16 protein-coding genes are annotated in these 12,913 nt (G+C 67.0%); 8 read left to right on the top strand and 8 right to left on the bottom strand.

Annotated elements, in window-relative coordinates; genetic code table 11:
* The first annotated feature begins 78 nt into the window (after positions 1-78).
* The 5 genes from coxB (at position 79) to BN984_RS14685 (ending at position 4,828) form a co-directional block, all read left to right on the top strand.
* The gene (coxB, locus tag BN984_RS14710; RefSeq protein ID WP_008093616.1) at positions 79-855 is read left to right on the top strand and encodes a cytochrome c oxidase subunit II; all 777 of its coding nucleotides are present in this window, start codon (positions 79-81) and stop codon (positions 853-855) included.
* A complete protein-coding gene (locus BN984_RS14705; RefSeq protein WP_049968526.1) occupies positions 852-3,419 on the top strand; it encodes a cbb3-type cytochrome c oxidase subunit I in 2,568 nt (855 codons plus the stop codon). Before coxB ends, BN984_RS14705 begins: the two co-directional genes overlap by 4 nt.
* A 10-nt stretch (positions 3,420-3,429) precedes the next feature.
* Complete coding sequence (locus BN984_RS14700; RefSeq protein WP_049968525.1) at positions 3,430-3,690, top strand: cytochrome C oxidase subunit IV family protein; 261 nt, start codon at positions 3,430-3,432, stop codon at positions 3,688-3,690.
* Positions 3,687-3,920 carry a hypothetical protein gene (locus tag BN984_RS14695; RefSeq protein ID WP_049968524.1) on the top strand — a complete coding sequence of 78 codons (234 nt, stop codon included), beginning with the start codon at positions 3,687-3,689 and terminating at the stop codon, positions 3,918-3,920. Before BN984_RS14700 ends, BN984_RS14695 begins: the two co-directional genes overlap by 4 nt.
* A 695-nt stretch (positions 3,921-4,615) precedes the next feature.
* Positions 4,616-4,828, top strand: coding sequence for a hypothetical protein (locus BN984_RS14685; RefSeq protein ID WP_049968523.1), 213 nt, complete (start codon positions 4,616-4,618; stop codon positions 4,826-4,828).
* A 15-nt stretch (positions 4,829-4,843) separates the two neighbouring features.
* Here the strand turns inward: BN984_RS14685 and BN984_RS14680 are convergent, their stop codons facing one another.
* Genes BN984_RS14680 through BN984_RS14665 form a run of 4 tightly spaced genes read right to left on the bottom strand, consistent with a single transcriptional unit; the run spans position 4,844 to position 7,746 of the window.
* Positions 4,844-5,131 carry a DUF7410 domain-containing protein gene (locus tag BN984_RS14680; protein ID WP_049968522.1) on the bottom strand — a complete coding sequence of 96 codons (288 nt, stop codon included), beginning with the start codon at positions 5,129-5,131 and terminating at the stop codon, positions 4,844-4,846.
* Positions 5,132-5,151: 20 nt separating this feature from the next.
* Positions 5,152-6,576 carry a hypothetical protein gene (locus tag BN984_RS14675; protein WP_049968521.1) on the bottom strand — a complete coding sequence of 475 codons (1,425 nt, stop codon included), beginning with the start codon at positions 6,574-6,576 and terminating at the stop codon, positions 5,152-5,154.
* A complete protein-coding gene (locus BN984_RS14670) occupies positions 6,573-7,283 on the bottom strand; it encodes a DUF7546 family protein (RefSeq protein ID WP_049968520.1) in 711 nt (236 codons plus the stop codon). The genes BN984_RS14675 and BN984_RS14670 overlap by 4 nt, the downstream gene beginning before the upstream one ends.
* 1 nt (position 7,284) lies before the next feature.
* Positions 7,285-7,746 carry a hypothetical protein gene (locus tag BN984_RS14665; protein WP_008093600.1) on the bottom strand — a complete coding sequence of 154 codons (462 nt, stop codon included), beginning with the start codon at positions 7,744-7,746 and terminating at the stop codon, positions 7,285-7,287.
* A 155-nt stretch (positions 7,747-7,901) separates the two neighbouring features.
* Between BN984_RS14665 and BN984_RS14660 the strand changes: the two genes are divergently transcribed.
* Positions 7,902-8,834, top strand: coding sequence for an FKBP-type peptidyl-prolyl cis-trans isomerase (locus BN984_RS14660; RefSeq protein WP_008093599.1), 933 nt, complete (start codon positions 7,902-7,904; stop codon positions 8,832-8,834).
* A 73-nt stretch (positions 8,835-8,907) separates the two neighbouring features.
* Positions 8,908-9,174, top strand: coding sequence for a hypothetical protein (locus BN984_RS14655; RefSeq protein WP_008093598.1), 267 nt, complete (start codon positions 8,908-8,910; stop codon positions 9,172-9,174).
* 18 nt (positions 9,175-9,192) lie between these two features.
* Here the strand turns inward: BN984_RS14655 and BN984_RS14650 are convergent, their stop codons facing one another.
* From BN984_RS14650 to BN984_RS14635, 4 genes are all read right to left on the bottom strand, one after another.
* Entirely contained in the window at positions 9,193-9,816 is a 624-nt protein-coding gene (locus BN984_RS14650) for an RAD55 family ATPase (RefSeq protein ID WP_008093597.1), read from the bottom strand.
* Between the two features lie 26 nt (positions 9,817-9,842).
* Positions 9,843-10,460 carry a MinD/ParA family ATP-binding protein gene (locus tag BN984_RS14645; RefSeq protein WP_008093595.1) on the bottom strand — a complete coding sequence of 206 codons (618 nt, stop codon included), beginning with the start codon at positions 10,458-10,460 and terminating at the stop codon, positions 9,843-9,845.
* A gap of 64 nt (positions 10,461-10,524) precedes the next feature.
* Positions 10,525-10,899 (bottom strand): YlbF family regulator, encoded by a 375-nt coding sequence (locus tag BN984_RS14640; RefSeq protein WP_004976728.1) that lies wholly within the window; start codon positions 10,897-10,899, stop codon positions 10,525-10,527.
* Between the two features lie 80 nt (positions 10,900-10,979).
* Positions 10,980-11,633 (bottom strand): alpha/beta hydrolase, encoded by a 654-nt coding sequence (locus BN984_RS14635; RefSeq protein ID WP_008093591.1) that lies wholly within the window; start codon positions 11,631-11,633, stop codon positions 10,980-10,982.
* 165 nt (positions 11,634-11,798) lie between these two features.
* Between BN984_RS14635 and dph2 the strand changes: the two genes are divergently transcribed.
* A complete protein-coding gene (gene dph2, locus BN984_RS14630; protein ID WP_004976731.1) occupies positions 11,799-12,833 on the top strand; it encodes a diphthamide biosynthesis enzyme Dph2 in 1,035 nt (344 codons plus the stop codon).
* Positions 12,834-12,913: the final 80 nt, after the last annotated feature.

Below are 12,913 nucleotides of genomic sequence, written 5' to 3'. Positions count from 1 at the left end.
TCGAGGCCGGTCACCACTGACTTCTCCGAAACAATAATCATCACGAACGTTAATTATACTATTTGGGTGGTGTTATCAATGGTCACGGAACTCGTACCGGCGGCCGCGTTCCCGCTCCAGTCGGGGTTAGTCCCGCGAGGGACGCGCACGTTCGTCTTCGAAAGCATCTTCGAGGTGTTCCTGCTCTTGGGGACGCTCGTCGGGGTCGTCGTCGTGGGGTACATGCTCTACAACGCGTACAAGTATCGCTCCGGCTCCGGAAACGGTCACATCGACGACGAGGACCGCCTCGTCCTCGGGGAACTCCCGTCGGGGAGCGGCGGCGGGCGAAAGCTGTTCACTTCGTTTTTCATGAGCATGATAATCGTCGTCTCGCTGGTCTCGTGGACGTACCTGACGCTCCTGTACGTCGAGGAGGGCCCCTCCGACGCCGAGTCGCTCGACGTCGAGGTCGAGGGCTACCAGTTCGGCTGGCGCTTTACCTATCCGAACGGCCACACCACCGACGGCGTGCTCCGGGTCCCCGCTGACCGGCCTGTCCAACTGACGATTACCACCGCGGACGTGTTCCACAACTTCGGCATCACGGAGTTACGCGTCAAGTCCGACGCCATCCCCGGTCAGGAGACCGAGACGTGGTTCACCGCCGACGAGCCCGGAACCTACACCGCCCAGTGTTACGAACTCTGCGGGGCGGGCCACTCCTACATGTCCGCCGAGGTCGTCGTGATGCCACCCGACGAGTACGAGGCGTGGTACGCGAACACGACCGCGGATAACGCGACCGCGAGCGAGTCGAGCACTGACGAATCGGTCGCCGCGAAATCGAGTCTCCGGCCGGCGGTGGTCCCATGAGCGACGCGTCTCCCGGAGGGGACGCCGCGGCCGACGGGGGCCACGAGGTCGCCCGCGGCGGCGACGACCACGGTCACGACTTCCCCGGCACGGGGAGCATCAAGCGCTGGTTCGTCACGACGAACCACAAGGACGTCGGCATCCTCTACATCGTCACGTCGCTTTTCTTCCTCGTGCTCGGCGGCGTCCTCGCGTGGCTGATGCGCATCCAACTGCTCGCCCCGCGGGCGCTCGGCGAGGGGATTCTCGCGCCTGTCGCGTACAACCAGGCCGTCTCGGCCCACGGGCTGTTGATGGTGTTCTGGTTCCTCTCGCCGTTCGCGTTCGGCTTCGCCAACTACGTCGTCCCGCTCCAACTCGGCGCGAAGGACCTCGCGTTCCCGCGGCTCAACGCGCTGTCGTACTGGCTCTATCTGTTTTCGGGCATCCTGTTCGGCGTCTCGTTCTTCCAAGGAGGGACGTTCTCCGGCGGGTGGACGATGTACGCCCCGCTGAACGTCCCGACGTTCACGCCGGACGTGGGGGCGTCGACGGCCGTCTTGGCGCTCGTGCTGTTCGTCGCCTCGGTCACCGTCTCGTCGGTCAACTTCCTGACGACGATGCACCGAATGCGCGCCGAGGGGCTGACGCTCCGGAACGTCCCGCTGTTTAGCTGGACGATTCTCCTGACGGCGTGGATGATGCTGTTCGCCTTCGCGGCGCTTCTGGCGGCGCTCTTGGTGCTCTCGTCGGACCGCCTGCTCGGGACGACCTACTTCGCCATGGAGTCGCCGGCGGGGGCGCTCCTGTGGACGCACCTGTTTTGGTTCTTCGGCCACCCCGAGGTGTACATCGTCTTCTTCCCGGCGCTCGGCGTCATGGCGGAGGTGTTCCAGACGTTCACCGGCCGCCGCATCGTCGGCCGCAAGTGGTTCATCCTCGCGATGGTGCTCGTCGCCATCCAGAGCTTCGCCGTCTGGATGCACCACATGTTCCTGACGAGCATCAACCTCCAAGTCAAGACCTTGTTCATGATCACCACCATCGGCATCTCCCTGCCGTTCGACCTGATGGTGTTCGCGCTCATCTACACGATGCTGAAGGGGAAGATACGCTTCACGACGCCGTTCCTGTTCGTCTTCGGGGCGCTCCTGTTGTTCATCATCGGCGGCATCACCGGCGTCTTCCTCGGCGCGGTCGTCCTCGACTACGAGTTCCGCGGCACCTACTGGGTCGTCGCCCACTTCCACTACGTGATGGTCGGCGGGGTGACGGCCCTCGTCGGCGGCCTCTACTACTGGTTCCCGAAGATGACCGGCCGGATGTACGACGAGTTCCTCGGCAAACTCCACTTCGCCGTCTACTTCGTCGGCTTCAACCTGCTGTACTTCCCGCTTTTCGTCGCGTGGGAGACGCCCCGACGCGTGTTCGACTACGCACCCGAACTCGCGCCGTGGCACCAGCTCGCCACCGTGGGCGGGTTCGTCCTCGGGCTGTCGTTCCTCATCATGTTCTACAACCTGTTCAAGAGCGCCTTCGTCGGCGACCCCGCGCCCGACAACCCGTGGGAGTACGCGACCACAGCCGAGTGGGCCGTCCCGTCGCCGCCGCCGCTTGAGAACTTCGACGGGACGCCGACCTACCGCGACGGTCACCTCGAATTCATCGACGACGGCGAGGTCGCGCCGAGCGAGGAGCGTTCCGGCGGGCCGACCGGTGCGGCCGTCTCCGACGGCGGCGTCACCGCGTCGGCGACGAGAGCGGTCACGGCGGACGCGGAACTGCCGACTGCCGATGCGACCGAAGTCGAGGGTCCGAGTCACGCGAGCATCTGGCCGTTCGTCCTCTCGGCCGGCGCGTTCCTCGTCCTCCTCGGCCTCTCGCCGCTCCAAGACGCCGCGTTCCCCGAGGGGATGGTCGGGGCCGCCTACGCGACCACGACGGTCGCGGGCGGCGTCGTCACCCTCGGGTCGCTCGTCGCCATGGGGCTCGAACCGTTCCGCGGGCCGGTCTTCGAGGAGGGCGAGGCGTGGCCCTTCGCCGGCATCGACAACGGCAAGGTCGGGATGTGGATATTCCTCGCATCCGACGTGGTGCTGTTCGGGGGCTTCCTCGGGGCCTACGTGTTCACCCGGGTCGCCTTCGGCTGGACCGGCTGGGAGCCGATTCCGTCCGACCCGATTCCGGGGCTCGTGAACACCTACATCCTGCTCACGAGCAGTTTCACGGTCGTACTCGCGCTCGTCGCGGCCGAGAAGAAACACAAGTGGGGCCTCGTGACGAGCCTCGGGGCCACGTTCGTCCTCGGCATCGGCTTCCTCGTCAACAAGGGGCTGGAGTGGCAGCACCTGTTCCACGAGGGGCTGTGGCTCTCGACGAACGTCCGCGCCTCGACGTTCTTCCTCACGACGGGCCTCCACGCCGCTCACGTCATCGCGGGGCTCGTCGTCGCACTGTACCTGACCGCGCGCGCCTGGCGGGGCGCGTACCTCGAAGACAGCCGCTCGGTGGAGTACTTCGGCCTCTACTGGCACTTCGTCGACATCGTCTGGCTGTTCCTGTTCCCGCTGTTCTACATCCTGTGAGGTGACAGCAATGGTATCAACGAAACTCTACACGGTGATTTACGTGGTGTTGTTCGTCTCGGCGACCGTCCAGGTGCTGGTCGAGTTCGCCGGGCTGAGTTACTGGCTGGCCTTCGGCGTCATCATGGTCCTGTCGGCCGCGAAGGCGGTGCTGGTCGCGGCGTACTTCCAGCACCTCCGGTTCGAGCCGCGCTCGCTGACGTATCTGGTCGGCATCGGCCTCGTGGCCGCGCTGGCGCTCACGCTCGCGGCGTCGTACTCGCTCCTGTGACCGTGCGAGCCGACTCCCACCCCCGCTGGCGCTCCCGCGAAACCCTCGTCGCGGTCGGCTACGCGCTTCTGTTTTCGGTCCCCGTCGGCGTCGGCGTGACCGTCATGATGACCCGCGTCACCCCCGGCAGACTCACCGACCCGCTCGTCGTCGGTCCCGGTCTCGCGCTCGCGGTGGCCGTCTTCGCGCTCGTCGTCGCCGCCGCAACGACCGGCGAGAACGCGGCCTGACTGGGCGCTATTCGTCTCTTTCTGTGGCTCTGTCGAACTCGTTAGAAACTGATAGAACCCGTGTGACACAGACAGAGGGTGAGTTCAGCACATCAGCTTCATTTCTTTCACACTGAGGAAAACAAACCAGCGTGTCAGTACGTGTTCAAAGTGAACACGGAGCCCTACTGTGGCCCGAGAATTACTTCGGGAGCGAAGATAGTGAGACTGAGTAACCCAATCAACACGAGAATCGCGACGACACGCAATCCGCCTGCCATGTGTCGGCGCTCCGTTGGGAGGGACTCAGCAAGTCCAGACAGAGCGAATCCAACCGCCATAACAAGCGAACTGATGTCGGGAACACCGCGTAGAATATTATAGTAGATATAGATACTTAACATAACGAGCGAGCTAGCAAACAATACGAACGCCTGTGTCCTTCCAGACGGCTCACTGAACACAGTTTGGTCGATGATGGAGGGCATCGGGCGTGTAGTTTCCCGCGAAGGATAAATACGGACTGCATTCTCCCACCTGCAGCAGGGATTTTCATATCTGTGCCGAGCGAACGGTGTCGATGGCTCTGACCGATTCGCGCTCTGTATTCAGCACGGCCGCAGAAAACTATCAGTAACTGAGGACTCCAACAGCGTCTCTTTACCTCCGCCGAACTCGCACGTACCTTCTTTGACTTCGGTGTGGTAACAGTACACATGAATCGGACTACTGTCGCACTCGTGGCCGCCTTCGGGGCCGTCGTTCTCGGTCTCACGGTCCTCCTCGTCTCCGAGGCCGTCGGCGCGAGCGAATCGTTCGTCGTGGTCGGCGGCGTCGTCGCGCTGGCGGGCGTCGGCGTGCTCACCGGCGTCGTGATGCGCCTTCCCGACCCCAACGAGGGAGAACACGGCAGCGGCGACCACGCCTGACCCACTCGCGCCCCGTCACAGGCTGAAACCGACGACCGCGAGCAGGAACAGCGCCGTGAAGACCACGCCGAGTGCGCCCGCGACCTTCAGGTGATAGACGAACAGGTCTTCGTCCTCCGCCTCGACCGCGGCCTCGTACGCCGCGGTTTCGTCGTCGCTCAGCCCTTCGTGGGCGTCGCCGACGTGCAGGTCCCGAAGTCGTTTCCGTCGGAACGGGCGGTCACAGTAGGGACACGTCGCCGCCGCGGTCTCGTCGTCGGGGACGGCGGTTTCGGGGACGACGACCGATTCTCTGCGACCCATGCCGCGACTCACTCTGCGACTCACCCCGCGACACCTCCGACCGTCGGTTGGGCGACGACCCACAGGCTCGCCATCGTGTAGCAGACCGTGACGGCGACGAAGGGGTACTCGCTCCGGAGCGGTTGCAGGCGACCCGGAAAGAGGTCGAACGCGCGGGCGTGGGCCACCCACACCGAAAGCAGGTGACCGAGGACGACGAACGCCAACTGGAGGCCGCCGAACCACGCCGGAACGGCCAGCACCGAGGGGTTCGCAGGCGGCGACAGCGGCGAGGCCGCGACCGCGACCAGCGCGGGCGCGAGTCCGACGACGTAGCCGAGGAAGTGCGCGAGGTGGTAGCCGGCGGCGATGGGGACCAACGCGGGCGCGAACCAACCGGCGACGAAGCCGACGGTCACGTACGTGTCGGCGGTTCGGCGGGCGGCCCGCGCCGCCAGCCGGTAGCCGCCGAGGAAGACCAGAAAGCCGGCGACGATTCCGACGAGGTTTGCGAGCCACGCGGGGGCCGGGCCCGCGGCGTCGAGGACGCGGGCCCACGGGACGGTGACCACGAGGCCGTCGAACGTCGTCACCCAGAGGAGCGCGACGACGAACGCCACGTCGTCGGCTCCCAGTCGCTCGCGGGTACGCGCCAGCCCCGCGCCGGGAACCGAAACCGAGAGGCCGCCGTCGTCGCCCCGCTGGACCGGAGCGAGCAGGCCGTACAGCCGGAACACCCGAGCGACGGGGTCGGCTCGGCGGAACCACGCGTCGCCGTAGACGACCGCGCCGCCGACAGTAAGCAGGCTGTACGCGACGACTACGGTCGCGAGCGCCTGCGGGTCCGCCGCGAGCGGGCTGACGACCTCCAGCCAGACGAGTCCGAGCAGGCCGGCCACGCTCGGCCACGACCCGAGTCGGTTGGGGTACGACCGCGGTAGCCCCCACGTCTCCCCGAATCGACCTCGAAGCGCCGCGCCGAGCGTCCGCCACGGGTTCACCAGCGGCCACGCGTTCCCGACGAGGTAGGTGACCATCGTGAATCCGGCCCACCAGCCGACCCAGACGAGCAGGACGCCGAGGTTGGCGATGCCGACGGGCGGCCCGAACAGCCCGAAGGCGACGACGAGGACGAGCGCGGCGACGCCGAGTAGTTTGAATGCGACCGCCGCGGTTGGGACGCCCCCGGCGAGTCCTCCGATTCGGACGCCGACCCGCTCGAAGGCGTTGAGCGTCTCGTCGTCGGTGACGAACGCCGACAGCAGAAACGAGACGCAGACGACGCCGCCGCCGGAGACGACGACGAGCCAGAACGGGGCCGGAACCGAGCGGAGCGACCCGGCCAGCGAGCCGGCGTGCGCGAGCGCGGGAGCCGAAAAGATGAGCGACGCGACCGCCAGCGCGACTGTCCAGACGGCACCGCGTCGACCCGCGACACCGACCCCAGGGCCGTCGCGCTCGCTCATCGTCGCGCCCGCTCCGCAAGCGACGGTCCGAACGCGAGCAGGGCCGCGGCGGCGACGAACACCAGCGTCGAGATGTCGACCGAGAGCGCCCGGAGCGCGCTCACGACGCCGGTGCCGCCGGCCGCGCCCGCAACGAGACCGCCGACGAGCGGGAAGGTACAGCCGACGCACGAGACGACCCCGAGCGCCCCGGAGAGCGCGCTCTTCGCCGCGTCGAGGACGGCGGCGTAGACGAGGTACGCGAGCGCGAGGTAGCCGGCGACGCGGTACGGGACGAACGTCGCGGAGACGACCTCGCCGGCGTAGCCGACCCGCGGCCCCCACCCCGGCGCGGCGAGCGAGAACTGCCAGCCGGTCGGGTGGTGCGCGGTCGCGGCGTGTCCGTGGCTCCCGCCGAGGAGCGCGGCGAAGTCAACGGACACCAACCCGGCCAGCGACGCGAGGACGAAGAAGTAGGCGACGGCGACCGCGCCGGCGACGAGCCGCGCCCGGCCGCTCGCCCGCGGTGGGTCGGTCCAGAGAACGGCCGCCGCGCCGACGGTTATCCAGACGAACGGGTAGAACAGGTACCGGAGACTCTCGACGCGTTCCGGCGCGGCGTAGAAGTACGCCCCGAGGGCGAGCGCCTCGGCCCAGCAGAGCGTCGCGAGCCACCACAACCGGGGCACGTGTCGGGGGTCGAGCCGCCCCGCGTACGAGGTCGCCATCTCAGAGGAGGCCCACCAGCCTGAGCGCGACGCCGACGACGAACAGCAGGCCGAGCACCCACGACCCGAGGAGCGTCGCCTGCGACCGCGTCAGTCCGCGCCCCCGCGCGGCGTGGTACGTCCCGTAGAAGAGGTACGCGACGACGACGGTGAGCGTCCCGGCGACGAGGACCGGCCCCGCGGCGCTCGTCACGCTCTCGGGGATGGCGCTTCCGCCGACGAAGAGGACCGCCACCGCGCCGAAGCCGAGCGCCGCGAGGAGAAACACGAGCGACAGGACCGTCGGGTCGTCCGCCCAGCGACGGGCGGTGCTCTCGCTCGTGCCTCCCGACGACCGGCCGCCGGTCGGCACCGGTACGTTCGTGACGGAGTAGTGTCGCCAGCCGCGACCGGTCAGAAACACGGTGAGCGCCAGCAGTACGACGCCGAGGACGAACCCGAGGAACAAGCCAGTCTGTGCCATGTGAACACGCCTCGTTTTCTATAACTATTGACAATGATATAAGCGATTCGACCCCACAGCGGCCCTCGGGGTCGAGTTCCCGGGTGTCGGCCGCCTCGAACGCGTCGCGGCGGCGAAACGTGATTCTTAAGGGTCGCACGAGTCACGTAGCGTGTATGAGCGACGAACAGCAGGCGGAGGCCGAGCAGGTCGATGAAGAGGTCGAGTCCGGTATTCAGGACGGCGACTTCGTCCGCCTCGCGTACACGGTGCGAACGATCGAGGACGGCGACGTCGTCGACACGACGGACAAAGAAGTGGCCGAAGAGGCCGAGATCGACGTCGAGGGCTACGAGTTCGAGCCCCGCGTCGTCATCGTCGGTGCCGGTCACGTCTTCCCCGAGGTTGACGACGCTCTCATCGGTGCCGAGGCAGGCGATGAAGGCACCGTCGAGATTCCGTCGGCCGACGCCTTCGGCGAGTACGACGAGGACGAAGTGCGCACGGTCAGCGCCAACAAGATCGACGAGGACGACCGCTACCCCGGCGCACAGGTCACCATCGACGGCGACCAGGGCCGTCTGGAGACCATCATCGGCGGTCGCGCCCGCGTCAACTTCAACCACCCCCTCGCCGGCGAGGACCTCGAATACGAGTACGAAGTGCTCGAACTCGTCGACGACCGCGAGGAGCAGGCCTCCGGCCTCCTCGGCATGTACCTCCAGCAGGCCCCCGAAGTCTGGATTCAGACGGACGAGGTCGAAGAGGAGCAGGTCGTCGAGTCCGACGACGACGAGGATGAGGACGCCGAGCCCGAGACGGAGACCGTCACCGTCGAGAAGGACACGCTCTACATCGAGGCGACGCCCCAGATGACGATGAACCAGCAGTGGATGTTCTCCAAGCAGCAGATTGCGCAGGACATCATGCAGCGGCTGGACATCGACCGCGTCATCGTTCAGGAGACCATCGAGGGCGGCATGGGCGGCATGGGCGGCCTCGGCGGTATGATGGGCGGCGCGGGCGGCGCCGACATCGAAGAGGCCATCGAGGACGTCGACATCGACGCCGACGAACTCGCCGCAGAACTCGACGCCGACGAAGAGTAAGCGAGTCCGCCGCCCTCGCCGTCTCGGCGAATCGGCGGCTTCTTGATACTCGCCTTCCGACCGCCTCGTAGCTATGGCTTCGTCAGACGACGACGCGACGGCCGAGTTCCGCGACCTCACAGACGTGAAAGTCGCACTTGTCGCCGGGCTCTGTACCGTCGCATTGACGCTCTCGCTCAAGTACGGCGCCGGAATCGAGGTGCCGTTCGTCTACCGTCTCTCCCCGCTCGCACCGTACTTCGCCTACGTCTTTTCCCGTGGCGCGGCGCTGTCCGCCCGGACGTGGATGTCGCTCATCGCGGCCGTCACGCTCGGCACGTTCGGGTTCTTCGCGCTCTGAGCGGCGACTCGAGCTCGCTCAGGCGATGTCGCGGCTGGTGTCGACGGTGACGCGCTCCGCCAGCCGGAGCTTGATGGTCTCGTTGAGCGCGCGGCCGCCGCGGAACTTGGGGACTGCGAGCCGGTTGACGATTTCCGAGCCGTCTATCTTCGTGTCCAGGTCGAACACCACGTCGGCCATGTGTTCGGTCAGGTCGCGGTTGTCCGGGACCGACTCGCCTTTCAGCCCGTGGAGGACGGTCAGTCCGCGGGTGTTGACCATGTGCGTCTGCAGGTCGTTGAGGAACTTCCGGTAGCGAGCGCCCTCGCTTCGTTCGAGCACGTCCACCACGTCGATGACGAGGTTCGCGCCCTCCGGGAGGTCGCGGACCAGACTGCTCGCCGTGTCGAGCGGCGCGTCGCCGCCCACGTCGCGCACGGTGGGGTTTCCGGTCGGACCGGAGTTCCGTTCGAGCGCGTCGGTGACGGCCTCGGCCGAACGAATCGTCGTCAGCCACAGCGTCCCCCGCGTGGTCGTCAGTTCGTGTAAGAACAGTTCGGACTGGCTGGCCGGGTCGGCGGCGAGGAGAACGATGCTCCCCGCGGGAATGCCCCCGCCGAGTTGGCGGTCGAGCACGTCGATTCCCGTCGCCAGTCGAGACATACCCCAGTGTAAGGAAGTCGCTCATATTACTTCTTCCCCGGTATCCTGTCGGCGATTCGACGGTACGCGGCCCGAACTGTCGGACGGGTGAGAACTGGCGACGACTCCTCCGGAACGGTCCCGAGCACCGGCGCGCCCACGAGGTCGGACACCGCCTCTGGAGCCATTCGTGACCGCGAGATGACACACCCGACGACGGGGGTGCCGAGCGCCCGCGCCATCGCGGCCGTCTTGGCGGCGTCGCGGAGCGCCGGCGCGCACAGCGGCGACACGATGACCACGGCGTCGGCGACGCGGAGCGGGACGGCGGCGTCGGGACCAGCACCCGCTGGGCAGTCGACGACCGCGCGACGTTCGTCGTCCGCGGCGGTCCGAAGCCACCGCTCGAAGGCCTCGTCGTCGGTTCCGGTGGGTGCCGGGAGCACGGAAACGGTCGAGTCGGTCGGATGCGACCGAACCGAGGGTTCGCACACCGATTTGCCCGAGACGGCGTCCACTCGGCGCTCCACGCCGGCCATCGCGTGGAGGTTCGGCATGTCCCTGTCGGCGTCGACGGCGAGCACCGGGCCGTCGAGCGCGCTCGCCAGTCCGAGGGTCGTGGTGGTCTTGCCGCTGCCGCCCTTGCCGCCCGCGATTGCCAACATAGCCGGGGCTGGCCCCGGCTTGGTACTTGAACCTGCGGCGAAAACGAGCCGCGTCGAGTTGGCCTCAGTCGTTACAGCAGCCGCCGGCCTCGCCGCCGAAGTCGACCGCAAGCGGCTCCGAGATGGCCTCGTTAATCTTCTCCAACTCGCCGACGAGTTCGGCCTGCGCGAGGAGGTACTCCTCCATCACGGGCTCGGAGTGGAGTTCTTCTTGGGCCGCTTGGACCTTCCGGAGCCCCTCCTGGGTCGCTTCGCCCATCTGTCGGGCCACGTTGAACTCCTCGCGGAGCTGGTTGAACTCCGTGATGAGTTCCTGCACGTCGTCGTCGGCTTCGACGGCGGCCTTCGCCTCCTCGTAGGCTTCGTACTTCGGATGGTCGGCGATGGCCTCGCCGAGTTCGCGCCCGAGTTCTTCGAGCCGCGTCGTCTGCGTGCTCATAGCCGCGCGTTGGGGTGCGAGCGGTTTCAACCTGCCGAACGGGGAAGGAGAGGTGGCAAGCGGTCGGCCCTTCGGAGGGCTCAGACGTGGGACTCGACGAACGCGACCACGTCCTGCAGTTCGTCCGGGCTGACGCCGTGGGGCGCGCCGTAGAGGTTCGCGGTCACGTCCACGCCGAGCTCGCGGAGGCGCTCGGCCGCGCGTTCGACCCGCGAGGACGGGATGATTTGATCCATCGATCCGCCGCCGACGAACACCGGCTTGCCGGCGATGCCGTCGGGTTCGAGGTCGGCGTGGGAATCCGCGAGGTAGCCGTGGAGCGCGACGACCCACGCGTAGTCGTCGGGGTCGTCGAGGAGGAGCGAGAGGCTGGTAATCGCGCCCTGGCTGAACCCGAGGAGGCCGATTCGGTCGGGGTCGATGTCGTACGCCTCGACCGCCCCGGCGATAGCCTCGCGGACGAGGTTTCGCGAGCGCTCGAACTGCTCGGCGTGGGGCTGGCTCTGGTGGAGGCCGCCCTCTGAGAGGTCGAGTTCGTACCACGTGTAGCCGCCCTGCAGGCGGTCGGGCGCGCGGAGACTCACGACGTGGACGTGGTCGGGGAACTCCTGTGCGATAGAGAGGAGGTCCTGTTCGTTCGAGCCGCGGCCGTGGAGCAGGACGACGGCGGGAGCCGGGCCGTCGCCCGGTTCCGACGGTTCGACGTGGACGTGTTCGAGGGGGATGTCGGACATGGACGGCGGTAGGCCGCGGCGAGTCTTGAATCCCCGAGTGACAACGGGGTAACCGGGTGACGCCGCCGTCGACGCCGCGGTTCGATTCAGCGTGCGTGCGGGTGTGTGACGCTCATTCGTGGGGAAGCGCGGTGGTTAAACGGCTCCGTCCGCAACGATGGGGCAATGAGTCAGGACGCCACCTCGGAGGGAGACCTTCGAAACACCGGGATGTCGCTCAAGCACGACCGGGAGTGGGACTACGAGCTCGAACAGATCGTCGAAGCCATCGAGGAGCGCGACGCCAAGCGCGTCGGCCTCCAGTTCCCCGAGGGACTGAAGCGCCGCGGCCCGGCGGTCGCCGACGACCTCCGACAGCTCTGCGACGACGACGTGACGTTCATGCTCTCCGGCCAGCCGTGTTACGGCGCGTGCGACCTCGACACCTACCTCATGCGGCGGACCGACGTGTTCGTCCACTTCGGCCACTCGCCGATGAAGGAGTCGGACAAAATCATCTACGTCCCGCTGTTCTCCAACGTCGACCCCTTCCCCATCATGGAGGACGCGCTCGACGACATCGAGGGCGACGAGGTCGGTCTCGTCACCACCGCCCAGCACATGAACCGCTTCGAGGACATGTGCGACTGGCTCGAAGAGCGCGGCTACACCGTCCAGACCCGCAAGGGCGACGACCGCCTCACCTACGAGGGACAGGTCCTCGGCTGCAACTACGCCTCCGCGGACATCCCGGCGGACGACGTGCTCTACGTCGGCGGCGGCAAGTTCCACCCGCTCGGCCTCGCGATGGAACACCCCGACAAGAATGTCGTCATCGCCGACCCCGTGAACAACGTCGTCACCATCGCCGACACGCGGAAGTTCATGAAACAGCGGTACGCCTCGGTCCACAAGGCGATGGACGCCGAGAAGTGGGGCGTCATCTTCTGTACGAAAATCGGCCAGGGTCGCATGGAAATCGCCGAGAAGATTCTGGAGGACAACGAGAACGCCTACCTCATCACGATGGACGAGGTGACGCCCGACAGGCTCCGGAACTTCGACATGGACGCGTTCGTCAACACCGGCTGTCCGCGCATCACAACCGACGACGGCCCGCGGTTCCACAAGCCGATGCTGACGCCGCAGGAGTACCGCATCGCCGTCGGCGACGAACCGCTCGACTCCCTGGAGTTCGACACGTTCCACGGCACCTGGTAGCCCGAGACTCCCGGTGAGCGCCCCGCCCCCGCGTGGCTCTCGCGACGCCGCCGAGACGAGCGTCCTGTTTCGACTCTTCC

It is taken from the genome of Haloferax prahovense (genome assembly GCF_000723845.1).
GTDB lineage: Archaea > Halobacteriota > Halobacteria > Halobacteriales > Haloferacaceae > Haloferax > Haloferax prahovense.
This window is presented reverse-complemented; position numbering and strand designations above follow the sequence as displayed.

Coding starts and splice junctions, on each gene's coding strand:
- dph2 (WP_004976731.1), top strand. CDS start 11,799: ATGAGTCAGGACGCCACCTCGGAGGGAGACCTTCGAAACACCGGGATG.
- BN984_RS14675 (WP_049968521.1), bottom strand. CDS start 6,576: ATGAGCGAGCGCGACGGCCCTGGGGTCGGTGTCGCGGGTCGACGCGGT.
- BN984_RS14635 (WP_008093591.1), bottom strand. CDS start 11,633: ATGTCCGACATCCCCCTCGAACACGTCCACGTCGAACCGTCGGAACCG.
- coxB (WP_008093616.1), top strand. CDS start 79: ATGGTCACGGAACTCGTACCGGCGGCCGCGTTCCCGCTCCAGTCGGGG.
- BN984_RS14655 (WP_008093598.1), top strand. CDS start 8,908: ATGGCTTCGTCAGACGACGACGCGACGGCCGAGTTCCGCGACCTCACA.
- BN984_RS14640 (WP_004976728.1), bottom strand. CDS start 10,899: ATGAGCACGCAGACGACGCGGCTCGAAGAACTCGGGCGCGAACTCGGC.
- BN984_RS14665 (WP_008093600.1), bottom strand. CDS start 7,746: ATGGCACAGACTGGCTTGTTCCTCGGGTTCGTCCTCGGCGTCGTACTG.
- BN984_RS14645 (WP_008093595.1), bottom strand. CDS start 10,460: ATGTTGGCAATCGCGGGCGGCAAGGGCGGCAGCGGCAAGACCACCACG.
- BN984_RS14670 (WP_049968520.1), bottom strand. CDS start 7,283: ATGGCGACCTCGTACGCGGGGCGGCTCGACCCCCGACACGTGCCCCGG.
- BN984_RS14705 (WP_049968526.1), top strand. CDS start 852: ATGAGCGACGCGTCTCCCGGAGGGGACGCCGCGGCCGACGGGGGCCAC.
- BN984_RS14660 (WP_008093599.1), top strand. CDS start 7,902: ATGAGCGACGAACAGCAGGCGGAGGCCGAGCAGGTCGATGAAGAGGTC.
- BN984_RS14680 (WP_049968522.1), bottom strand. CDS start 5,131: ATGGGTCGCAGAGAATCGGTCGTCGTCCCCGAAACCGCCGTCCCCGAC.
- BN984_RS14700 (WP_049968525.1), top strand. CDS start 3,430: ATGGTATCAACGAAACTCTACACGGTGATTTACGTGGTGTTGTTCGTC.
- BN984_RS14685 (WP_049968523.1), top strand. CDS start 4,616: ATGAATCGGACTACTGTCGCACTCGTGGCCGCCTTCGGGGCCGTCGTT.
- BN984_RS14650 (WP_008093597.1), bottom strand. CDS start 9,816: ATGTCTCGACTGGCGACGGGAATCGACGTGCTCGACCGCCAACTCGGC.